16 protein-coding genes are annotated in these 21,534 nt (G+C 61.0%); 10 read left to right on the plus strand and 6 right to left on the minus strand.

Annotated features, from left to right (window positions below; all coding sequences use genetic code 11):
• Nucleotides 1-154 precede the first annotated feature (154 nt).
• Both PG888_RS01695 and asnS read right to left on the minus strand, forming a co-directional pair.
• A complete protein-coding gene (locus tag PG888_RS01695) occupies nt 155-907 on the minus strand; it encodes a substrate-binding periplasmic protein (protein WP_139407501.1) in 753 nt (250 codons plus the stop codon).
• 110 nt (nt 908-1,017) lie between these two features.
• Complete coding sequence (asnS, locus tag PG888_RS01700; protein ID WP_182939267.1) at nt 1,018-2,418, minus strand: asparagine--tRNA ligase; 1,401 nt, start codon at nt 2,416-2,418, stop codon at nt 1,018-1,020.
• 200 nt (nt 2,419-2,618) lie between these two features.
• Between asnS and PG888_RS01705 the strand changes: the two genes are divergently transcribed.
• Nucleotides 2,619-2,963, plus strand: a complete 345-nt coding sequence (locus tag PG888_RS01705) for a hypothetical protein (RefSeq protein WP_182939268.1) — start codon at nt 2,619-2,621, stop codon at nt 2,961-2,963.
• 9 nt (nt 2,964-2,972) lie between these two features.
• Here PG888_RS01705 and PG888_RS01710 read toward each other — a convergent pair whose 3' ends face one another.
• Nucleotides 2,973-3,785: a HAMP domain-containing protein gene (locus PG888_RS01710; protein ID WP_182939269.1), complete on the minus strand. Its 813-nt coding sequence runs from the start codon at nt 3,783-3,785 to the stop codon at nt 2,973-2,975.
• A 177-nt stretch (nt 3,786-3,962) separates the two neighbouring features.
• Nucleotides 3,963-5,237 carry an adenosylmethionine--8-amino-7-oxononanoate transaminase gene (bioA, locus tag PG888_RS01715; protein ID WP_182939270.1) on the minus strand — a complete coding sequence of 425 codons (1,275 nt, stop codon included), beginning with the start codon at nt 5,235-5,237 and terminating at the stop codon, nt 3,963-3,965.
• Between the two features lie 193 nt (nt 5,238-5,430).
• Between bioA and bioB the strand changes: the two genes are divergently transcribed.
• The 5 genes from bioB (at nt 5,431) to htpX (ending at nt 10,244) form a co-directional block, all read left to right on the plus strand.
• Entirely contained in the window at nt 5,431-6,519 is a 1,089-nt protein-coding gene (gene bioB / locus PG888_RS01720) for a biotin synthase BioB (protein ID WP_182939271.1), read from the plus strand.
• On the plus strand, nt 6,516-7,712 hold the full coding sequence (bioF, locus tag PG888_RS01725) for an 8-amino-7-oxononanoate synthase (RefSeq protein WP_182939272.1): 1,197 nt from the start codon (nt 6,516-6,518) through the stop codon (nt 7,710-7,712). Before bioB ends, bioF begins: the two co-directional genes overlap by 4 nt.
• Nucleotides 7,705-8,520 (plus strand): malonyl-ACP O-methyltransferase BioC, encoded by an 816-nt coding sequence (gene bioC / locus PG888_RS01730; RefSeq protein WP_182939273.1) that lies wholly within the window; start codon nt 7,705-7,707, stop codon nt 8,518-8,520. Before bioF ends, bioC begins: the two co-directional genes overlap by 8 nt.
• A gap of 60 nt (nt 8,521-8,580) precedes the next feature.
• Nucleotides 8,581-9,258 (plus strand): dethiobiotin synthase, encoded by a 678-nt coding sequence (gene bioD / locus PG888_RS01735; RefSeq protein ID WP_182939274.1) that lies wholly within the window; start codon nt 8,581-8,583, stop codon nt 9,256-9,258.
• A 113-nt stretch (nt 9,259-9,371) separates the two neighbouring features.
• The gene (gene htpX, locus PG888_RS01740; RefSeq protein WP_005337890.1) at nt 9,372-10,244 is read left to right on the plus strand and encodes a protease HtpX; all 873 of its coding nucleotides are present in this window, start codon (nt 9,372-9,374) and stop codon (nt 10,242-10,244) included.
• A 77-nt stretch (nt 10,245-10,321) separates the two neighbouring features.
• Here the strand turns inward: htpX and PG888_RS01745 are convergent, their stop codons facing one another.
• Both PG888_RS01745 and PG888_RS01750 read right to left on the minus strand, forming a co-directional pair.
• On the minus strand, nt 10,322-12,034 hold the full coding sequence (locus tag PG888_RS01745; protein ID WP_182939275.1) for a methyl-accepting chemotaxis protein: 1,713 nt from the start codon (nt 12,032-12,034) through the stop codon (nt 10,322-10,324).
• A 221-nt stretch (nt 12,035-12,255) separates the two neighbouring features.
• Nucleotides 12,256-14,058 (minus strand): MOSC N-terminal beta barrel domain-containing protein, encoded by a 1,803-nt coding sequence (locus tag PG888_RS01750; RefSeq protein WP_182939276.1) that lies wholly within the window; start codon nt 14,056-14,058, stop codon nt 12,256-12,258.
• 133 nt (nt 14,059-14,191) lie between these two features.
• On the opposite strand from PG888_RS01750, the gene PG888_RS01755 reads away from it, so the two are divergent.
• The 4 genes from PG888_RS01755 (at nt 14,192) to PG888_RS01770 (ending at nt 21,493) form a co-directional block, all read left to right on the plus strand.
• Nucleotides 14,192-14,938: a substrate-binding periplasmic protein gene (locus PG888_RS01755; protein WP_232099213.1), complete on the plus strand. Its 747-nt coding sequence runs from the start codon at nt 14,192-14,194 to the stop codon at nt 14,936-14,938.
• A gap of 176 nt (nt 14,939-15,114) precedes the next feature.
• Nucleotides 15,115-16,761 carry an NAD(P)-binding protein gene (locus tag PG888_RS01760; protein ID WP_182939278.1) on the plus strand — a complete coding sequence of 549 codons (1,647 nt, stop codon included), beginning with the start codon at nt 15,115-15,117 and terminating at the stop codon, nt 16,759-16,761.
• Nucleotides 16,758-20,333, plus strand: coding sequence for a pyruvate:ferredoxin (flavodoxin) oxidoreductase (nifJ, locus tag PG888_RS01765; protein ID WP_182939279.1), 3,576 nt, complete (start codon nt 16,758-16,760; stop codon nt 20,331-20,333). Before PG888_RS01760 ends, nifJ begins: the two co-directional genes overlap by 4 nt.
• 239 nt (nt 20,334-20,572) lie before the next feature.
• On the plus strand, nt 20,573-21,493 hold the full coding sequence (locus PG888_RS01770) for a hypothetical protein (RefSeq protein WP_182939280.1): 921 nt from the start codon (nt 20,573-20,575) through the stop codon (nt 21,491-21,493).
• Nucleotides 21,494-21,534: the final 41 nt, after the last annotated feature.

The raw sequence follows: 21,534 nt of genomic DNA on the forward strand, positions 1-21,534 counted from the left end.
ACTCACCCGACAGGTCGCTACAGAGGGCGTCATGACGGGGAAAAAGGCTGCAAGGGAGGCGTCAGAAAAGGTCTGGATCACCGGAGAATAGGTGCTAAAAGCGCGGGTTCGGATGATAATTCCCGCCAAGTTGGGGGTTCTACGAGTCTGATTGTCAGGGGGCGGGCGGTGACTGCAGATAGCGGCGTTGATAATCCTCGCTCAGCTGCACAATATCGAGTCTTGCAATAGCCTGAGCCACCCGTTGTTGCAGTGCCTGCTGGTCGGGGTGAAACATGATGTGCAGGCTCTTGTGCTCGAGGATCCGCGGGTGAAACTGCAATCCGGCCACTTGCAGCTGGCGGTCGTGATTGATCAGCCAGTGAAAGACATCCCGGTCGATCACTGCCAGATCGAGCCGGTTGCGCTGCAGTTTGCGCAGATTGAGCAGATCTTCATCGACGGCAAACGTATTAAGGCGCTTGTTCACCATCAGGGTATCGAACTCTCGGGTATTGACGTACCCCTCCACCACGCCGATCCGGTAGGGGGCGAGATCCTCGAGCTGCTGCCAGAGGATGGGCGCCCCGGCACGCTGCGCCATGCCCAGCACACTGTCGCCCACGCTGGGGGAGCTGCGCCACAGGGTGGGCAGGGTGTCGGAGAGGTACTCGGGAAAATAGCCGCTATAGGGCTCGGCCGGATCGGCGGCCAGCCGTACCGCCCGTTGCCAGGGGTAGAAGTCGAACTCCACTTCCAGTCCCGCCTCGGCAAAGGCACGCTTGACGATGTGACCGGTGAGGCCGCCATCGGGCAGACTCTGGCTGGTGTAGGGGGGCCACTCCAGAGTGGCCAGACGAACGGGCTTGGCCCACAGTGGAACAGGCATGCAGAACAGCAATAGCGAGAACAGCAGGCGATATCCCATAGGCGACGAGTTCCTTGTGCCGTTTGATCCTGAGTATCACCCATAACGGTGACAATAAAAAAGCCGACCCACAGGTCGGCTTTTGCAATGCAGTGGCAAGATACCGCTGATCAGAACTCGGCAGTACGCGGAGTACGCGGGAACGGGATCACGTCGCGAACGTTGCCCATGCCGGTCACATAGACCACCAGACGCTCGAAGCCCAGACCGAAGCCGGAGTGCGGCACGGTACCGTAGCGACGCAGGTCGCGATACCACCAGTAATCTTCCTTGTTCAGGCCCATCTCGGCCAGACGGGCATCCAGCACGTCCAGACGCTCTTCACGCTGGGAACCACCGATGATCTCGCCGATACCCGGTGCCAGTACATCCATCGCGGCAACGGTCTTGCCGTCGTCGTTGAGGCGCATATAGAAGGCCTTGATATCTTTCGGGTAGTTCTTCACCACCACCGGAGACTTGAAGTGCTCCTCGGCCAGATAGCGCTCGTGCTCGGAGGAGAGGTCGATACCCCAGGAGACCGGGAACTCGAACTTTTTGCCGCAGTTTTGCAGCACTTCGATGGCATCGGTGTAGTCGATCTGGGCGAAGTCGGAAGAGACGAAACGCTCCAGACGGTCGATGGCATCCTTGTCCACGTGCTGGGCGAAGAACTCCAGATCGTCGCGACGCTCGGTCAGCACGGCGTTGAAGACGTACTTCAGCATGGCTTCGGCCAGTGCGGCGTTGGCGGCCAGATCGTTGAAGGCCACTTCCGGCTCAACCATCCAGAACTCGGCCAGGTGACGGCTGGTGTTGGAGTTTTCAGCGCGGAAGGTCGGGCCGAAGGTGTAGACCTTGGAGAGGGCGCAGGCATAGGTTTCGGCGTTCAGCTGGCCGGATACGGTCAGGAAAGCCTCTTTGCCAAAGAAATCTTCGTTGTAGTCCACCTTGCCGGCGTCGGTGCGCGGCAGGTTTTCCATGTCCAGGGTGGAGACGCGGAACATCTCGCCGGCACCTTCGGTGTCAGAGGCGGTGATGAGCGGGGTCGCAACCCAGAGGAAACCCTCTTCGTGGAAGAAACGGTGAATGGCTTGCGCCAGGCAGTGACGAACGCGGGTCACGGCGCCAACGATGTTGGTGCGCGGGCGCAGGTGGGCCTGTTCACGCAGGTATTCGATGCTGTGGCGCTTGGCGGCCATCGGGTAGGTGTCCGGATCTTCGACCCAGCCGATCACCTTCACCTCGGTCGCCTGCAGTTCGAAGGCCTGGCCGCTGCCCTGAGAGGCGGCAACCACGCCGGTCACTTCCACGGAGCAGGCAGTGGTCAGACGCAGCACTTCATTCTCGTAATTGGCCAGGGTATTGGGGACAACCGCCTGTACCGGATGGAAACAGGAGCCATCGGATACGGCCAAAAATGAGATCCCCGCCTTGGAATCACGGCGAGTCCGGATCCACCCTTTTACAGTTTGGGTGGTGCCGACCGGATACTTACCGGCCAGCACATCTACTACGGATGCGTGCGTCATCGAAATATTGTCTCCAGCTTGTTCTTGCAGCGCTATTTGCAACACTAGGGAGTCTGGCCCGGGCACAGATGGCCCACCATGGCAGACTAAGCCGACAATCTTACCCGCGCGGGTTTGATAAACAAGCAAAAATGTCGGACTCTGGTGGGGTTTTCGGCATGGTTCACTCAACAAGAGTGTCACGGGCGCAGGAGAGGTGGGTGAAAGAGCGGCGGCAGGGGCCAGATTGGCTGACACGGGTGTTGCGGGTGCTGGTGCTGCTCTGCTGGGGCGGCTTTATCGTGCTGCTCTCGCTCTATCACTATGCCCGCCCGGAGATTGCCTACGGTTTTCTGGTCTATGGCGGGATCAAGGTGCGCGACTATTGGGATCCGGCGCTGACCCCCTGGCTGGTACACGGACTCTGGGGCTGCTGCGCCCTGACGCTGGCGGTGTTGCTGCTGGAGCGCAACCGCAGCCGCCGTCGGGATGATGCCCTGCATGTCAATCTGGCGATCCTGTTGCTGGTGCTGATCGCCGGATTGCTCTTCTATTACGTCGGTTAATCGCCCGCCTCAACGGGGCTGATCCGGCTCCTGCCTGCTGGCCTTGGGGCGCTTGCCGAGCTGGCGCTCCACGCTGTCGAGCATCTGGTTGTAGGCCACAGCCACCCGGCCAATCTCGTCGCCGTCATCTCCCTCCAGCCGGTGGCCGAAGTCGTGCAAATCGGTCGCCTCTTCCATGGAACGGGTCAACTGGTTGAGAGGGCGCACGATCCAGGTGCGGATGACCCAGAGGGTCAGCAGCAGCCCCAGCCCGAAGATGCCGGTGAGAATGAGCGCCGAGGTGAGGATGTTCTGTTCGACCCGGGTAAACAGCGAGTCGAGGGAGTAGTCAAAGCGCACCGCGCCGAGCACGGTATTCTCCGGCACCAGATGGCAGCTGGTGCAGTCGGTGCCGCGAAAGTCCTTCTTGGCCAACAGCGGTCGGGTCACCACCAGACGGCTGTGCATGCCGTCGTGAACGACTTCCAGACTCCCTTTACCGGCCAGTGCCAGCTGATCATATTCATCCTTGCTCTGTTCGCTCTCCCGGCCCGGCCCGTACAGTTTGCTCACCGCCTCGCCACGGACGATGCGGGCATCCTCAACATGGGCATGATCGAGAAACTTGCCGCGCAGGGTATCGCGGGCATCCATCTTGCCGGTCAGCATCAGCATGTTGAGGCCGTCGAAGTAGGCTTCGGTCTGCTCGCGGCTCTGCTCCTTGATGAGGGTCAGGATGAGATCGCGCTCGCGCACCGCCTGATAGGCGGCGGAGAAGACCAGTACCATGGAGAAGATGAAGAGCAGGAAAAAGTTGATTTTGGCAGCAATGGAGAGGCGCATGGGCAGTCTTTCTTGATGGTAAAACCGCAGCAGTTTACCCCTCTTGGCGCCTCAGGTCTGGTGTTTTGCTCACATTACGGCAAGTGAAACCGCAGTGACGGGGATAAAGTTGCCCTCTTTATATATCAAATGCGGGCAGTCAAACGGGCGGCCCGAGATGGCCGCCCGTCCCGTGCCTTAAAACTCGCCCTCGGCGATGGCCTGACTGATGGCGCCGGTCAATACACGCAGTTCTTCCGGGGTGATGACGAAGGGAGGCATCAGGTAGATCAGCTTGCCAAACGGGCGGATCCAGGCGCCCAGTTCGACAAACTTGCGCTGGATGCGCGCCACATCCACCCGCTCTTTCATCTCCACCACCCCGATGGCGCCGAGTACCCGCACGTCGGCGACCGCCGGGTGCAGGGTCAGCTGCACCAGCTCGGTACGCAGTTGATGTTCGATGGCGCGCACCCGCTCCTGCCACGGCGAGGCCAGCAGCAGATCGATGGAAGCGTTGGCCACCGCGCAGGCAAGCGGATTACCCATAAAAGTAGGGCCGTGCATAAAGACCCCCGCCTTGCCGTCGCAGATGGTGCGGGCGACATGCTCGGTGGTCAGGGTCGCCGAGAGGGTGAGATAGCCGCCGGTAAGCGCCTTGCCCAGACACATGATGTCGGGGCTGATCCCCGCCCAGTCGCAGGCAAACAGCTGGCCGGTGCGGCCAAAGCCGGTGGCAATCTCGTCGGCAATCAGCAGCACACCGAACTCGTCGCACAGGGCGCGCACCCACTGCAGGTAGCGGGGGTGATAGAAGCGCATGCCGCCAGCCCCCTGCACTATGGGCTCGAGCACGATGGCGGCGATCTCTTCGTGATGATCGGCTACCAGCGTTGCCAGCTCCACCACGCACTGCTCGTCCCACTCGGCGTGGAAGCGGCAGCTGGGGGCCGGGGCGAAGTAGTGCTCTGGCAGGAATCCCTGGTAGAGCTCATGCATCCCGCCCTCCGGATCGCAGACGCTCATGGCGCCAAAGGTATCGCCGTGATAGCCGCTGCGCAGGGTGAGGAACTTGGCTCTGGGCGTTCCTTTGCTGTGCCAGTACTGCTGGGCCATCTTGAGCGCCACTTCCACTGCCACCGAGCCGGAATCGGCCAGAAACACCCGATCCAGACCCGCCGGGGTGATCTCCACCAGTTTGCGACAGAGCTCGACCGCCGGAGCGTGGGTCAGGCCGCCGAACATCACGTGAGACATCTTGCCGAGCTGGGCGGTGGCGGCAGCGTCCAGTTCAGGCACCTGATAGCCGTGCACGCAAGCCCACCAGGAGCTCATGCCATCCACCAGTTCGCGGCCATCGCTGAGGGTGAGGGTCACGCCCTTGGCGCTGGCCACTTCATAGCAGGGCAGGGGGTGAGTGAGGGAGGTATAGGGGTGCCAGATGTGGTGCAGGTCGAATTCTTGATTGGTCATTTGTTATTCTGTTGTCAATTAGTTTGATCTGGTCGGTGTTGACAGTCTACGCGTGCTCTCTACACTAGCCAACAATTTCAGCCACTTGGCACTGCGCATCACCCTGAGCGCGCAGGCCCGGCGGCGGGTTTTGTGGCCGTCCATCCCAAGATGGCGGGCGCAGGATCCCACTAATAACAACCGGAAGCCATGTATGAATGCTCTCACCGCGGGCGGTCACGCCCTTCGTCATGACTGGACTCTCGCCGAGGTTCAGGCCCTGTTTGTCCTGCCATTCAACGATCTGCTGTTCCAGGCCCAGACTGTCCACCGCGCCCATTTCGACCCGAATGAAGTACAGGTGAGCACATTGCTCTCCATCAAGACCGGTGCCTGCCCGGAAGATTGCAAATATTGCCCCCAGAGTGCCCGCTACCACACCGGGCTCGAAGCCGAACGGCTGATGGAGGTGGAAAAGGTGCTGGAGCGGGCCCGCGAAGCCAAGGCCAACGGCTCGTCACGCTTTTGCATGGGGGCCGCCTGGCGCAATCCCAAAGAAAAAGACATGCCCTACATCATCCGGATGATTGAAGAGGTGCGTGGGCTGGGGATGGAGACCTGCATGACCCTGGGGATGCTCACCGCCGATCAGGCGGCGCGCCTCGGCGCTGCGGGGCTCGATTACTACAACCACAACCTCGACACCTCGCCGGAGTTTTATGGCGAGATCATCTCCACCCGCACCTATCAGGATCGGCTCGATACGCTGGAGCATGTGCGCGGCGCGGGCATGAAGGTCTGCTCCGGCGGCATCGTCGGTATGGGCGAGCAGGCCAAGGATCGGGCGGGCCTGCTGATAGCGCTGGCCAACCTGCCACGCCACCCAGAGAGCGTGCCCATCAACATGCTGGTCAAGGTGAAGGGGACGCCGCTGGAGAACGAAGAGAACCTCGATCCGTTCGAATTTATCCGCACCATCGCGGTGGCACGGATCATGATGCCCGCCTCCCATGTACGCCTCTCCGCCGGGCGGGAGAAGATGAACGAGCAGATGCAGGCGATGTGCTTTATGGCGGGCGCCAACTCCATCTTCTACGGCTGCAAGCTGCTGACCACGCCTAACCCGGACGAAAACAGCGACATGCAGCTGTTCAAGCGGCTCGGCATTCGCCCTGCCCAGCGGGCCCAGAAGCCGGATCAGGTCCAAGAAGAGGATCTGCTGGCCGAGGTGAGTCGCCAGAGCGAACCTGCCGAGCTGTTTTATGACGCCACTCGCCCCCGTGCAGGGGCCGTGCGGTCATGACTGGCCCTGCAGTCACAGGTCCCTTTGCATTGGGCACGGCGCTGGCCGGGCGCGAGCAGGCCAATCTGCTGCGTCGCCGCATCGCGACGCAAGGCAGTGTGGCAGGGCGGTTACAGGTGGCCGGGCGTGATTACCTCAATTTCTCCGCCAACGACTATCTGGGGCTTACCGGTCATCCCGCCATCAAGGCCGCCTTCCAAGCGGGGATTGAGCGCTATGGCGCCGGTGCCGGCGCCTCGCCGCTGGTAACCGGTTACTGCCGGGCCCACCAGCAGTTGGAAGAGGCGCTTGCTGACTGGTTGGGGGTGGAGGCTGTGCTGCTGTTCAACTGCGGTTTTTCCGCCAATCAGGCGGTGCTCAAAGCGCTGCTTGGCAAGGAGCATCTGCTGTGGCAGGACAAACTCAACCACGCCTCCCTGCAGGAGATGGGCAGCCAGCTGCCCTGCAAGATGAAGCGCTTCGGTCACAACGATATGGCGGCCCTTGAGCGGCAGCTTGAGCCGAATCGCGGGCTGATTGTCTCTGAAGGTGTGTTCAGCATGGATGGGGATCAGGCTCCCTGGCGCGAGCTCGCAACACTCGCCGCCCAAAGCGGCAACTGGCTGATGATCGACGATGCCCACGGCCTCGGCGTGCTGGGGCCCGAGGGGCGCGGCACGCTGGCTGCGCAGGGAGTAGATCCGGCCAGCATACACATCCAGATGGGCACCTTTGGCAAGGCGCTCGGCGTCGCCGGTGCCTTTGTCGGCGGCAGCCGCGAGCTGGTGGAGTATCTGGTCAATTTCGCCCGCCACTATGTCTACAGCACCCATATGCCCGCCGCCCAGGCTTGCGCGGTCAGCAAGAGTATCGAGCTGGTGCGCGCCGCCGACGAGGCCCGCGCCCACCTCGCTCGCCTTATCGCCCGCTTTCGGCAGGGGGCAGAGGGGCTTGGCTGGCCACTCGGTGCGAGCGACACCCCGATCCAGCCGCTGCTGGTGGGGGAGAGCAGTGCCGCGCTGCAACTGGCCGAACGACTGCGCGAATGCGGCGTCTGGGTGAGCGCCATTCGCCCGCCCACGGTGCCGGTCGGTACCGCGCGGCTGCGCATTACCTTGAGCGCGGCTCACCGCGAACAGGATGTGGATCGCCTGCTCGATGCCCTCGGCCCCTGCTCAGGCAGTGCCACTTCGGAGGGGGCTCACCATGGATGAGCGCTTCCAGTCGGTGGACAAGGCGCAGCTTGCTCGCCGTTTCGGCGCCGCCGCCCGTCATTACGATGCCCACGCCCACTTTCAGCAGGAGGTGGGTCAGGCGCTGCTGGAATGGATGCCGGACAGGTCGGTTGGCACTGATCTGACGGTGAGCGGGCTGGATCTGGGCTGCGGCACCGGTTTTTTCTTGCCTCAACTGGCGAACCGCTGTCACCAGCTGGTGGGGCTGGATCTCGCCCCCGGCATGCTGGCGCAGGCTGCCCAGCGCGCCAGCGGTGCCCGCCTGCTCTGCGGTGATGCGGAGCAGCTTCCTTTCGCCGATAACGCGTTCGACTGGGTCTTCTCCAGTCTGGCGTTGCAGTGGTGCGAACGTCCGGCGCACGCCTTCGGCGAGCTGCTGCGGGTGGTCAAACCGGGCGGCCAGATCTTTTTCTCGACCCTGCTTGATGAGTCGCTCTGGCAGTTGCGAGCCGCCTGGCAGCAGCTTGATGGCCGCGCCCATGTCAATCGCTTCCTCAGCCTTCCACAATTGGAGCAGGCGCTGGCCGCCGCCGGGGTCGCCTCTCCCGAGCTGCGGTGTGTCACCTGGGATCTCGCCTATCTTGAATTGCCGCAGCTGCTGCGCGATCTCAAGGGGATCGGGGCCAATCAGGTTAACGATAATCAGGGAGGCGCCGCCCCGGCCGGTCTGAGCGGTCGCGCCAGATTGCAGCAGCTGGCTCAGGCGTATGAGGCGTTTCGCCAGCCCGACGGCAGGCTGGTCGCCAGTTATCGGGTGTGCCTCGGCCGTATCAGCAAGCCTCGCTGAGCGCCGGGAATTGCAGTATGTGCAGGGCAGTGTGCCACTCCCTGCCAAGGAGAGAACCGTATGAAATCATTCTTTATCACCGGCACCGATACCGATGTGGGCAAGACGTTGGTGGCGCGCACTTTGCTGCGTGAATTCAGCGCACAGGGGATCAAGTGCGCGGGCTACAAGCCGGTCTCGGCAGGGTGTGCCCGCACTTCGGACGGGCTGCGCAACCTCGATGCCGTCCTGTTGCAGGAGGCTGCGAGCCTGCCGCTGTCTTACGAGGTGGTCAATCCGTTTGCCTACGAGCCACCGATTGCGCCCCACATCGCCGCCAGCGAGGCGCGTCAACCCATCACCATGGAGGGGTTGAGCGATGGGCTGCGCAAGATAGAGCAGGCTGGTGCCGAGATCACGGTGGTGGAGGGGGCGGGGGGCTGGTATCTGCCGCTTGATCGCAAGCATCTGCTGTCGGACTGGGTCAAGCAGGAGAACATGGCGGTGATCATGGTGGTGGGGGCCAAGCTGGGTTGCCTCAACCATGCGCTGCTCACCTTTGCCGCCATTCGCAACGACCAGCTGCCGGTAGCGGGCTGGGTAATTAATCGGCTCCATGGTTCCATGAGTCATTATCAGGAAAATCTGGACACCCTGAGGGGCTTGCTGCCAGCCCCCTTCCTCGGTGAAATTCCGTTTATAAACAATCCGCTTGAAGCCAATTTGCAGGGGCGTATCGATATCTCGCCGCTACTGTGACGGCATATTCAGCGAACATTCATCGAATCTCCCTAGAATGTCGACATTAACATGATCAGGTGGGGATCCCGAGTGGTCCCCGGTCATGTCCTTTATCTTCACAAGGAGTCTATATGAAGCGAATTATGCTATTCCTGGTGACCAACCTGGCCGTCATGCTGGTGCTGGGGGTGGTACTCAATATCCTGTTCTCGGTTCTGGGGATCAACAAGTCCAGCATTTCCGGGCTGTTGGTGTTCTGTGCCGTGTTCGGTTTTGGGGGTTCCTTTATCTCCTTGCTGATGTCCAAGTGGATGGCCAAGCGCAGCTATGGCGTCCAGGTCATCGAGCAACCCCGTAACGAGACCGAGCACTGGCTGGTGAGTACTGTGGCCCGTCAGGCCCGCGAAGCGGGTATCAAGATGCCGGAAGTGGGGATCTACGACTCTCCCGAGATGAACGCCTTTGCCACCGGCGCCCGCCGCGATGATTCGCTGGTGGCGGTCTCCTCCGGCCTGCTCTACAGCATGAGTCGTGACGAGGCGGAAGCGGTACTGGCCCACGAGGTTAGCCACGTGGCCAATGGCGACATGGTGACCCTGACCCTGATCCAGGGGGTGGTGAACACCTTCGTGATGTTCTTCGCCCGTATCGTGGCTGGCGTCATCAGCAACTTCTTCAGCTCCAACAACGAGGAAGAGAGCAGCAGCACCGGCGGTTTTGCCTACATGATCACCGTGTTCGTGCTGGAGATGCTGTTCGGTATTCTGGCCTCCATCATCGTCATGTGGTTCAGCCGTCAGCGCGAGTTCCGTGCCGATGCCGGTGCCGCCAAGCTGGCCGGTCGTGACAAGATGATTGCCGCCCTTGAGCGCCTCTCCCGCGGTGCCGAGCCGCAGCTGGAAGGCTCCATGATGGCCTTTGGCATCAACGGCAAGCGCTCCATGAGCGAGCTGTTCATGAGCCACCCGCCCATCGAGCAGCGCATCGCCGCCCTGCGTGGATGATCGATGCTGGATGACAGGGGATAACCCTGAATAAAAAAACGGCTGCCTTTTGGCAGCCGTTTTGCTTTGCAGCATTTTTAAAGTTTGAAGTGCCCCATCTCCTGGCGCAGCACCCGTGACAGCTGCTTGAGCTTGGCCGCCTCTTGCGACACGTGGCGGGCGGCATCCCCCGATTGCTCGGAGAGAGAGGTGATGTTGCCGACGGTAGAGACCACCTCGTTGGCGGCGGTGGACTGCTCGCGCAGGGTGTGGCTGATCTCCCCCATCAGGCCGGTGAGGTTGGAGGCGTGACTCTGGATACTGGCGATCGCCTCGCCGGTCTGGTTGGCCAGCGTGACCCCGCGGGAGACGTTGTTGACCGTGTTCTCCATGCTGCGGATGGAGGCATCCGCCCCGCTCTGGATCTTGCTGATCATCCCGGTGATCTGCTGGGTTGACGCCGCCGAGCGACTGGCCAGATTGCGCACCTCGTCGGCCACCACCGCAAAGCCGCGCCCTTGTTCACCCGCACGCGCCGCCTCGATGGCGGCGTTGAGCGCCAGCAGGTTGGTCTGATCGGCAATGCCGCGGATCACCCCGATGATCTCCGAAATCTGCTGGGTATGACCATTGAGTTCGGAGATGGTGCTGGCCGCTTCCCCTACCGTGGTGGAGATGTTCTCGATGCTGCCGAGGGTCTCCTTGATAACGCCGGATCCCTCCTCCAGGGTATTGGCGGAGACCTTGCTCAGCTCGTCGGCATGGGTGGCATTGTCGGAGAGATGGCTGATGCTCACCACCAGCTCCTCGATAGCAGCGGCCATGGTCTGGGTACTGGTCTGCTGGGAGGTGGCGAACTGGGCGGTCTGTTCGGCGATCTGGGCGATGCTGTCGGCAGAGTCGGACAACTCTTCGGTGGAGTGGGAGACCTTGGCGATGATCCCTTTGAGGGTGGTCTGCATGCCGCCGAGCAGGCCGATCAGGCTCTCTTTCGAGCCTTGCGGCACCTTGATGGGACGCGAGAAGTCCCCTTCCGCCAGCAGATGAAGATCGGTCTTGAGCTGTTCGACCGAGGTGCCCACCAGATCGAGCAGGGAGCGATAGGTGCGCCAGAGGAAGAACATCAACACCAGACCGAGGGCGATAAAGAGATAGCGCAGCATATCGGTATGGGAGATGGCGCTCTCGACCGCCTCCTGGTTGCGCTGCTCCATCATCACGTAAAAGTCATCGATGGGGGACATGATGCGCCCCTTGTTCTGGTGATAGGCCTTGTCATGCATCATGGCGATGGCTTGTTGCTGATTGGCGGCGAGATCGCCATCGGTCTGCTGCACCAGCTTGAAGGCGGCCACCTCGGTGTTGACCAGCGCATCCGAGTTGTTTTTGGCTTCGTTGAGTTTGGCGAGCTCCCCGTCGGTAAAACCGGCATCCTTCATCAGGTCGATCAGGCCGCGGCGCTGGTTGCTATCGGGTCGGGGATTCTGACCGTTGGCGGCGACAAAGTCCCAGTAGATACGGTTGTAGCCTTCCGGCCTCGGTTGCTCGCCGTTGCGAATGGCCAGGATCCGCATGTACTGCTGCTCGTAGGCGGGATCCTTGGTGATGACGTAGGTGCGCCCGAGTCGGGTCAGATCATCGGAGGATTGGCGCAGCTCATCGGCCAGCAGGTAGGAGACATATTGTTGCCGATAGCTCTCTTCCTGCTGTTTCCCCGCCCAGCTGTAGGCGAAAAATACCAGTGACAGCAGGATCAGGGTAATGACGGATAGCAGCAGGTTGAGCTGAAAGGCGGGCTTGTTCTGTTCCATGGTGGAGCGTCCTTATTCTCATCAGGGAGCGTCTTGTGGCGCATTGCCAAGTCAATGGCTGGCAAGGCTTTTTGCTCTGTGATTATAGGAAGGGAAAGCTTGCTCCGAGGACGATGAACGGAAATAAGCAGAAACGGGGCGGCGCCATCGGCAAAAAAATGACCGGGGTCAATTCCCCGGTCATCTGAGTGAGAGTGAGTTAACGCGGCCCGATCACCAGATCACAAGATCTCCAGATCGGTCAGCGGCACGGCGCAGCAGGTGAGGATCTTGCCCTCGGCCCGTTCGGCGGCGGTAATGGCGGGGGCATCGGGGTGATCCACCTCGCCCGAGACCAGCGTCTGCTTGCAACTGCCGCAGATCCCGGCGCGGCAGCTCCAGGGCAGCTCTACGCCCTGTTTGTTGGCCTGATCCAGCACGGTACCCTGATTGTTGCCGGTGAAGGCCTGGGTGCCGATGCGCAGTTGTACCGCCTGATGGGGGCGGGCTACCGAGATAATGGCGCCGCCAAAACTCTCCTGGCGGATGCGCTCGGCCGGAACGCCGAGGGCGGCGACTCGGGCGGCGGCATCGGCCATAAAGCCGTGGGGGCCGCAGATAAAGACCTCTTTCCCGGCCAGCCCGTTGACCCGTCGCAGATGCTCATCATTGAGTCGCCCTTGCAGCCCCTGCCAGTGATTGTCTGGCTGGCTCAGGATAATAGTCAGGGTCATCCCCTGCTGCGCCATGGCGTGCAGCTCGCTGGCGGCGGGAATGTCCGCTTCACTGCGGCACTGGTGCATAAAGTGAACGGCTTCCAGCTCCCCGCGCAGCGCCTGGGTGCGGGCTATCGCCAGCATGGGGGTGACGCCGGAGCCTGCGGATAACAACAGCAGATCGCGCTCGCGGCCCAGGTGAAACTCGCCAGCGGGAGTGGCGGCCAACAGCCGATCACCTACCTGCAACTGCTGGTGCAGCCAGTGGGAGATGCGGCCCCCCGCCACCTTCTTGACGCTGATGCTGCAGCGCTCAGGCTGCTCCGGTGTGGAGCTCAGGGTATAGCGCCGCTGAACTCGCTCGTGTTTGATATCGAGACTGATGGGCAGATGCTGGCCCGGCAGGTAGTCGGGTAGCGGTTCGCCATCGGCCGCCTCGAACCAGAAGGTCTCCAGATCCCGCGCCAGCGTTTCGCGGGCCACACAGACCAGCTCCCGCTTCTTCGGTGCGGCGTTGGGGTAGACAGGGGGGCGTGTCGTTTCCAGCACCTCGATCTCGCTGCCCGTCTCGATCCATCCTTCGTTCAGCGCCACCAGATTCTGGCCGAAGTAGACCTCGCCATCCTCGCCACGGCGGTAGCGGGTGAGGGTCGCCAGCGGCTCTTTCAGGGCATTGAACCGATCGGTACCCGCTTCCACCGTGGTCATGATGCAGCGGCTGCAGGGCTTGACCACCTGAAACTCCACCTCGCCGATGCGGATGCGCACCCAGCTGTCCTCCTCGAAGGGGCGGGTGCCGCTTGCCACCAGATTGGTGCGAAATTGACTCATCTGGTGCAGCGCATCGGAGCGCAGGTTGAGATCCTCGATGGAGGCCTGGCTTATCAGCAGCAGCGGATAACCGTCGGCAAAGCTGACCCGGGTGCCGGTTTTTTCACGAAAACGATCAGAGGTTTCACCCAGCCAGAGCAGTTGCACCGGTTCCCCTGCCACCCGGCTCAGCCAGCCATCGGCTTTTGGGTCGGTATGCAGGGCGGTGAAGCGGTCGCTCCAGACGCCGGTGGCCTGCGGGGTGCGGCTGAAGTCGGCCTCTTGCAGGATGAGCGGTTCAAAGCCCGGATAGCGCAGTTGCAAACCGCCATCGACAGGGGTAGCGACGACTTGCTGCAGTTGGGGGTGGGTGCGGGCGGTGATAAAGGTACCGTCCGGCTTGACCACCATATAGCGGCGATCCCCGGCGAGCCCCTCTTCGGTCACCCGGGCGCGAGCCAGTGGCATGCCTGCCGTCGATTTGATGGGGTAGAGGTGAATGCTGGCTAGCCTTGGCATGTCCGGATCCTTGTGAAGTGGCTGTTTTCGTTCGGGAAGGGGGCAACATAGCGGTTCCGTGGCGATCCGGCAATCCTTTCACGGCGGCAGTCTATAGTTGGAAAAACAGTACTAAGAGGGCATCGGGATGAAAATGAGCTGGTTGCTGGCGGGGAGCCTTTTTTGCCACGGGCTCTGGGCGCAGGAGCTGACCCTGACCACGGGGGAGTATCCGCCCTACTGCTCCGAGACGCTGAAATATCAGGGGCTGATCCCCCATATAGTGAGCGAGGCATTCAAGAGTGAGGGGGTTAGCGTCAAGTTCCAGTTTCTGCCCTGGAAGCGGGCCTTTCGCTTGTCGGAGGAGGGGGTGGTGGATGGCACTGTCCACTGGTACGAATCGAGCGAGCGGCGCAAAAGCCATCTCTACAGCGATCCCATCCTGAGCGAGACCTATGTCTGGTTCTATCTCAAGTCAGTTCCACTTGAATGGAATGAGTACCGGGATCTGGCAGAACGCAGGCTGGCTGCGGTCAGTGGCTATACCTACAATGCAGATTTTTTTGCAGCCATCGAACAGGTGCCACTGCAGGTGCAATTCGTCACCCGGCTGCGCCAGAGCTTCGATCTCCTGCTTTCCGGCCGCGCCGACCTGACCCTGGAGAACATCGATGTCGGTTACTACTCCCTGCGTCAGTTCTACCCGGCCAGCACGGTCGATCTGTTCACAACCCATTCAAAACCCGTGATGAAAGTCGAAGGTCACCTGCTGATCAGCCGCAAGCGCGAGAATGCTGACGAGCTGGTCAAAACCTTCAATCGGGGGCTCGCCAAACTGAAAGCCAGCGGTCAGCTGGAGAAGATGTTACTTGAGTCACGTTCTGGTCTCTATGAACCATAAAGTGCAACATTTTTTGATCCTGATTCGCTAATCAGTACAAAAAAGCCGCCATTATCGACTCAGTTCCCAGTTTCTAACGCTTTCGCTTCTTCCCTCTCTGGCCACCGTCTGCTTCGGCTACACGGTATCAAGTGCTATCTGAGCGGGCCTGTTACCCAACAAGAAGAAAGCAATGTATGAGCAAACAACTGGACATGACCCCATTGCCGGATCTCTCCCTGAAAACGGGAACAGGCCCGGTGCGTACCCGGCTACCCGTTTGGCGGCCAGCCCTGCCACCCTGCAATCATGCCTGCCCGGCCGGAGAAAATATCCAGGCCTGGCTCTCTTTGGCGCAGGCCGGTCGCTTTGAGGCGGCCTGGCAGACCCTGATCGAAGAGAACCCCTTGCCCGCCATTCATGGCCGGGTCTGCTACCACCCCTGCGAGAGCGCCTGCAACCGCGGTCAGGTGGATGAATCTGTCTCCATCCACGCCATCGAGCGTTTCCTCGGCGACGAGGCGCTGGTCCATGGCTGGCTGCCTGCAGCCCCCGCGCCTGACAGCGGCAAGAAGGTGCTGGTGATTGGTGCTGGCCCCTCCGGCCTCTCCTGCGCCTGGCATCTCAACCGGCTCGGCCATCAGGTGGAGATCCGCGAGGCGGGGCCACTGGCGGGCGGCATGCTGCGCTTTGGTATTCCCGCCTACCGCTTGCCCCGCGACGTGCTGGATCGGGAGGTGGCCCGCATCGTGGCGGCCGGGGTGACCCTGACCCTCAACCACAAGGTGGAGGATGTGCTGCGCGAGCGCGACGAGGGGGGCTTTGACGCCGTCTTTATGGCGATTGGCGCCCATCTGGCCAAGCGGGTCGATATTCCGGCTCGGGAAGCGGGCAAGATCCTCGATGCGGTGAGTTTCCTCGAACAGGCCAGTCTGGCCGAAGAGCAGGGCCTGCCACCGCCAAAACTGGGACGGCGGGTCGCGATCTACGGCGGCGGCAACACCGCTATGGACGCGGCTCGCACCGCCCGCCGCCTCGGTGTGGAAGAGGCGATGATCATCTACCGCCGCGACCGGGATCATATGCCCGCCCACGCCTTCGAGGCCGATGAGGCCGAGGAGGAGGGGATCAAGATCAACTGGCTGCGCAGCATCCGCCAGCTCGACAACACCTGCATCGAAGTGGAGGTGATGGCGCTGGATGCCGAGGGCAAGCCGGTGCCGACCGGCAAGTTTGAAACCCTTGAAGCAGACTCCCTGATCCTGGCGCTGGGTCAGGAGGTAGACCTCTCGGTGCTGGAGAGCATTCCCGGCGTGCGGGTCAACAAGGAAGGCGTGGTGCAGGTGGCAGGCAACCTGATGACGGATGTGCCGGGTCTCTTTGCGGGCGGCGACATGGTGCCCTCCGAGCGCACCGTCACCATCGCCACCGGTCACGGCAAGAAGGCGGCGCGCCATATGGATGCCTGGCTGCGCGGTCGCCACTATCAGAAGATGGTCTCTTACCCGCTGGTGGGGCCGGAGCAGTTGCAACTCTGGTTTCAGACCCACGCGCCCGCCAGCAGTCAGCCGGTCAAACCGGCGTGGGCACGGGATGACTTTGGCGAGATCATCGGCGGGTTGGATGAGGTGGCCGCCCGCTACGAGGCGGCGCGCTGCTACTCCTGCGGCAACTGCTTCGAGTGCGACGGCTGCTATGGTAGCTGCCCCGAGCAGGCCATCGCCAAGCTGGGGCCGGGCAAGGGCTATCAGGTCGATGCGGCACTTTGCACCGGCTGCGGTGCCTGCCATGACCAGTGTCCTTGTCACGCCATCGAGCTGCGCCAACCGGAGGAGTCCCAATGAAACATGAACTGATCATGGTTGACGGCAATGAAGCCGCAGCCCGGGTGGCGTACCAGCTGAGCGAAGTGTGTGCCATCTACCCCATCACCCCGAGCTCGACCATGGCCGAACTGGCCGATGCTTGGGCGGATGAGAAGCAGACCAACCTGTGGGGCAATATCCCCACTGTGGTGGAGATGCAGAGTGAAGGGGGGGCGGCCGGTACGGTACACGGCGCCTTGCAGGCGGGGGCGCTCGCCACCACCTTCACCGCCAGTCAGGGGCTTATGCTGATGCTGCCCAATATGTACAAGATCGCCGGTGAATTGACCGCGGCGGTGTTCCATGTGGCGGCCCGTTCGCTGGCGGCACAGGGGCTGTCGATCTTTGGCGACCATCAGGATGTGATGGCGGCGCGCAGCACCGGCTTTGCCATGCTCGCCTCCGGCTCGGTGCAGGAGGCGCAGGACTTTGCCTTGGTCGCCCATAGCGTCACCCTGCAGTGCCGGGTGCCCTTTATCCACTTCTTCGACGGCTTTCGTACCTCCCACGAGGTGAACAAGATCACCGCCCTGCATCGGGACGAGATCCGGGCGCTTATCGACAACGACTGGGTACGCGCCCACCGAGCCCGGGCCCTCAACCCGGATCATCCGGTGATGCGTGGCACCGCCCAGAACCCGGATACCTATTTCCAGTCCCGCGAGAGCGTCAACCCCTTCTACGAGGCGGTACCGGCGCGGGTGCAGCAGTGCATGGACAACCTCGGTGAGTTGACCGGCCGCCACTACAGGCTGGTGGAATATCACGGCGCGCCCGATGCCACCGACGTCATCGTGCTGATGGGCTCGGGGGCGGCCACCGCCCGCACTACTGTGGATTGGCTCAACCGGCAGGATCGCAAGACCGGGGTGCTGGTCATTCGCCTCTATCGCCCCTTCCCGGTACAGGCGCTGCTCGATGCGCTACCCGCGAGCGTGCGGCGCATCGCGGTGCTGGATCGCACCAAGGAGCCGGGGGCGGGCGGCGAGCCGCTGCTGCTGGATGTGCAGAGTGCCCTGATTGACGGCTTGCAGCGCGGTCTGTTCAAGCGGCTGCCCTGGCTCAGTGGCGGTCGCTACGGCCTCTCTTCCAAAGAGTTCACCCCCGCCATGTGCGCGGCGGTGTTCGAGGAGCTGGCTTGTGATGCGCCGCGCCCGCGCTTTACCGTGGGGATTGTCGATGACGTGTCGGGCCTCAGTCTGGCCTGGCACCCCATCGGCGATCTGGAGCCCGCCAGCCGGGTACGGGCACTGTTCTTCGGCCTTGGCGCCGACGGCACGGTGGGTGCCAACAAGAACAGCATCAAGATCATCGGCGAGCTGGAGGGGTTCCACGCCCAGGGCTACTTCGTCTACGACTCCAAGAAGTCGGGCTCGCGCACCGTCTCCCACCTGCGCTTTGGCCCAGAGCCCATCGACGCCCCCTGGCTTATCGAGCAGGCGAGCTTTATCGGCTGTCACCAGTGGGGCTTTGTTGAATCGGTCGATCTGCTGGAGCACGCCGCGGAAGGGGCGACCCTGCTGCTCAATGCCCCCTATGAGGCTGACAAGGTGTGGGGCCAGCTGCCCGAGCGGCTGCGGGCCCGTATTCGCGCCCTCAATATCCAGCTCTACTGCATCGATGGGGATCGGGTGGCCGAGCAAAACGGCATGGGCAATCGCATCAACACCATCATGCAGACCTGCTTCTTCGCGCTGGCCGGGGTGTTGCCACGGGACGAGGCGATTGCGCTGATCAAGGAGAGCATCGAGAAGAGTTATGCCCGCAAGGGGCCCGAAGTGGTGGCGCGCAACTTCGCGGCGGTGGACGATACCCTGGCTCACTTGAGCAAGGTGGTGATCCCGGCCGGTGAGGAGCAGATCAGCGACTATCCGTTGCCGCTGGCACCGGGCGGCAGCGATTTTGTCCAGCGGGTCACTGGCGAAATGCTGGCCGGGCGCGGCGATCTGATCCCTGTCTCCATGCTGCCGGTGGATGGTACTTACCCCACCGCCACCAGCCGTTTCGAGAAGCGGGATATCGCCCGCGAGATCCCCATCTGGCATTCCGATATCTGCATTCAGTGCGGCAACTGCGTCTTTGTCTGCCCCCACGCGGCGCTGCGGGCCAAGTTCTACCATCAGGACTGGCTGGCGACCGCCCCCGAGGCGGCCCAGTCGGTGCCCGTCACCGCCAAGGGCTTCCCCGACAGCCGCTACACCTTGCAACTCTATCCGGAGGATTGCACCGGCTGTGGCCAGTGCGTGCAGGCCTGTCCGGTGCGGGTCGGGGCTGATGAGGAACACGAGGGCGAGCGGGCCATCACCATGATGGACAAGGCGCCGCATCTTGCTGGTCAGAAGCAGGCGCTGCGCTGGTTCGAGAGCCTGCCGTGGCCTGCCCGCGAGCGGGTGGATTTCTCCACCGTGCGCGGTGCCCAGTTCCTCGAACCTCTGTTCGAGTTCTCCGGCGCTTGCGCCGGTTGTGGCGAGACCCCGTATCTCAAGCTGCTGACCCAGCTGTTTGGCGATCGCATGCTGGTGGCCAACGCCACCGGTTGCTCCTCCATCTATGGCGGCAACCTGCCGACCACGCCGTGGGCCAAGAACGCGGAAGGGAAGGGGCCCGCCTGGTCCAACTCATTGTTCGAGGACAACGCCGAGTTCGGCTTTGGTTTTCGTCTCACCGCCGATCAGCATCACGGTCAGGCGGTGGCGGCCCTCGAAGCGATGAAGGGGGAGCTGGGGGAGGCGCTGGTCGATACCCTGATCACTGCCCCGCAGCGGCTGGAGTCGGAGATCCGCGCCCAGCGCACCCGGGTGGCGCAAGTGCGCGAGCGGCTGGAAGAGGTGAAATCCGGCAAGGCTCGCGAGCTGCTGTCACTCATCGATCAGCTGGTACGCCGCTCGGTCTGGATCATCGGCGGCGATGGCTGGGCCTATGATATCGGTTCGGCGGGGCTCGATCATGTGCTCGCCTCCGGGCGCGACGTGAACGTGCTGGTGATGGATACCGAGGTCTACTCCAACACCGGCGGTCAGATGTCGAAATCGACCCCGCTCGGCGCCGTCGCCAAGTTCGCGGCGGGAGGCAAGACGCTGGCCAAGAAGGATGTGGCGCTGCAGGCCATCTCCTACGGTAACGTCTATGTTGCCCGCATCGCCTTTGGTGCCAATCCGCAGCAGGCGCTGCAGGCCTTGCGTGAGGCGGAAGCCTATCCGGGCCCGTCGCTTATCATCGCCTACAGCCACTGTATCGCCCACGGCATCGATATGGAGTTTGGCCTGACCCAGCAAAAACGGGCCGTGGCCTCCGGTCACTGGCCGCTGATGCGCTACAACCCGGTACTGCGCAGTGCGGGGCAGAACCCCTTCAGCCTCGATAGCTTGCGCCCCTCCATTCCCCTTGCTGAATACCGGCAGGAGGAGACCCGTTATCGGGTGCTGGCCCAGAGCCATCCGGAGGAGGCCGAGCGGCTGATGCAGGTGGCGCAACAAGTGGCGTGGCAGAAGTGGGCCACCTACGAGGAGATGGCCACCCGCGAAGCCAGCCATTTCCATCCGCCGGTGTGAGAATGGGGTTAACTCTGCATAAAACGAAGCGGGCCACTGGCCCGCTTTAATTGAGAAGACATGAGGTTATACAGAACGAAAGATTTATCAGAAAGTATGGTTGCAATATTTATGGTGATAGTGTTTTGGGAAACTTGAGAAGCTATTGATATATTAAGTTTGCAAGGGCGCTACATTGGTATTGAGATATTATATTGAGTTGTTCATTGAATAATGAATTTTATTTGTAAGAGGTTGGTATGCAAAAAGATATAATGCAAGCTGCTCAATCGTTCAAAGAGGAATTCGGGGGTTTTTCTCATGAAATGTCGATGAAGCATTTCGAAAGGCAGCGAGAGATGTATGAAATCGAGTATGCTGATTTCTTGGCTCACTATGAACGTGAAGAATGCTATTTGTGTGGAAAGCCATTTAAGACCATAAGTAAAGAACAACCATGTATTCATTGGTTGTTGCGTCGCTGCAAATTCAAAAAGAAAGATTTTCCTAAAATTATAGAAAAGTATGATTTTTACAATATATCGGCTTTCTTAAGATGGGTTGCTAATGTGGAGACTGGAGTGAAAAACATAAACAACCTCAAGGAGGAAAGTAGTGAACGTAAGCTATTTGAAACAACAATAAAATGGAAAAATATTGAGTGGACATTAGACTGCTCAAAAAATGACTTTGACGGTCACAAGGGGAGTAAAACTGACTTTCCTCATTGGCATTTTCAAATGAGGGTTGATGGTGTTCAGTTTATCAACTTTAATGATTTTCATATTAGATTCTCTAAAGATGACCAACTGAAAATTGTTCTTGAACGTGACCCTGATTCTGGTTTCTTGCATTCATTCGGTCCAGGAGGACAAGGAATGCAGGAGCATATGGACCGTTTTTCTAATAACCCTGATGAATTTATTGCCAATGTAAAAACAACTTCGAATCCAGAGGAAGGGACTGTTCATATGCAGTCAATTGTGAAGGGGCCCGAAGGAGGTATTTCGGGAGATAAGATCAATAAGGCTATAGAGATGGCTAGAAAGACAGGTAAATCTCTAACTCACTGCTTTAGGGAAGTGTTAGGGGAGGATGAAGGCATTTCTATAACAACTATCGCCAGCCCTGCTGACAGTGTTCCTCAAATTGCAAAAAGAACAGAGCGGAATCGAAGGTAAAGACCGGTGGCCTTGACCAAGACTTTATTTTCCCTCCAAGA

The organism is Aeromonas sp. QDB23 (assembly GCF_027707745.1).
Lineage (GTDB): Bacteria > Pseudomonadota > Gammaproteobacteria > Enterobacterales > Aeromonadaceae > Aeromonas > Aeromonas allosaccharophila.

Coding starts and splice junctions, on each gene's coding strand:
- PG888_RS01695 (WP_139407501.1), bottom strand. CDS start 907: ATGGGATATCGCCTGCTGTTCTCGCTATTGCTGTTCTGCATGCCTGTT.
- asnS (WP_182939267.1), bottom strand. CDS start 2,418: ATGACGCACGCATCCGTAGTAGATGTGCTGGCCGGTAAGTATCCGGTC.
- PG888_RS01710 (WP_182939269.1), bottom strand. CDS start 3,785: ATGCGCCTCTCCATTGCTGCCAAAATCAACTTTTTCCTGCTCTTCATC.
- bioA (WP_182939270.1), bottom strand. CDS start 5,237: ATGACCAATCAAGAATTCGACCTGCACCACATCTGGCACCCCTATACC.
- bioB (WP_182939271.1), top strand. CDS start 5,431: ATGAATGCTCTCACCGCGGGCGGTCACGCCCTTCGTCATGACTGGACT.
- bioF (WP_182939272.1), top strand. CDS start 6,516: ATGACTGGCCCTGCAGTCACAGGTCCCTTTGCATTGGGCACGGCGCTG.
- bioC (WP_182939273.1), top strand. CDS start 7,705: ATGGATGAGCGCTTCCAGTCGGTGGACAAGGCGCAGCTTGCTCGCCGT.
- bioD (WP_182939274.1), top strand. CDS start 8,581: ATGAAATCATTCTTTATCACCGGCACCGATACCGATGTGGGCAAGACG.
- htpX (WP_005337890.1), top strand. CDS start 9,372: ATGAAGCGAATTATGCTATTCCTGGTGACCAACCTGGCCGTCATGCTG.
- PG888_RS01745 (WP_182939275.1), bottom strand. CDS start 12,034: ATGGAACAGAACAAGCCCGCCTTTCAGCTCAACCTGCTGCTATCCGTC.
- PG888_RS01750 (WP_182939276.1), bottom strand. CDS start 14,058: ATGCCAAGGCTAGCCAGCATTCACCTCTACCCCATCAAATCGACGGCA.
- PG888_RS01755 (WP_232099213.1), top strand. CDS start 14,192: ATGAGCTGGTTGCTGGCGGGGAGCCTTTTTTGCCACGGGCTCTGGGCG.
- PG888_RS01760 (WP_182939278.1), top strand. CDS start 15,115: ATGAGCAAACAACTGGACATGACCCCATTGCCGGATCTCTCCCTGAAA.
- nifJ (WP_182939279.1), top strand. CDS start 16,758: ATGAAACATGAACTGATCATGGTTGACGGCAATGAAGCCGCAGCCCGG.
- PG888_RS01770 (WP_182939280.1), top strand. CDS start 20,573: ATGCAAAAAGATATAATGCAAGCTGCTCAATCGTTCAAAGAGGAATTC.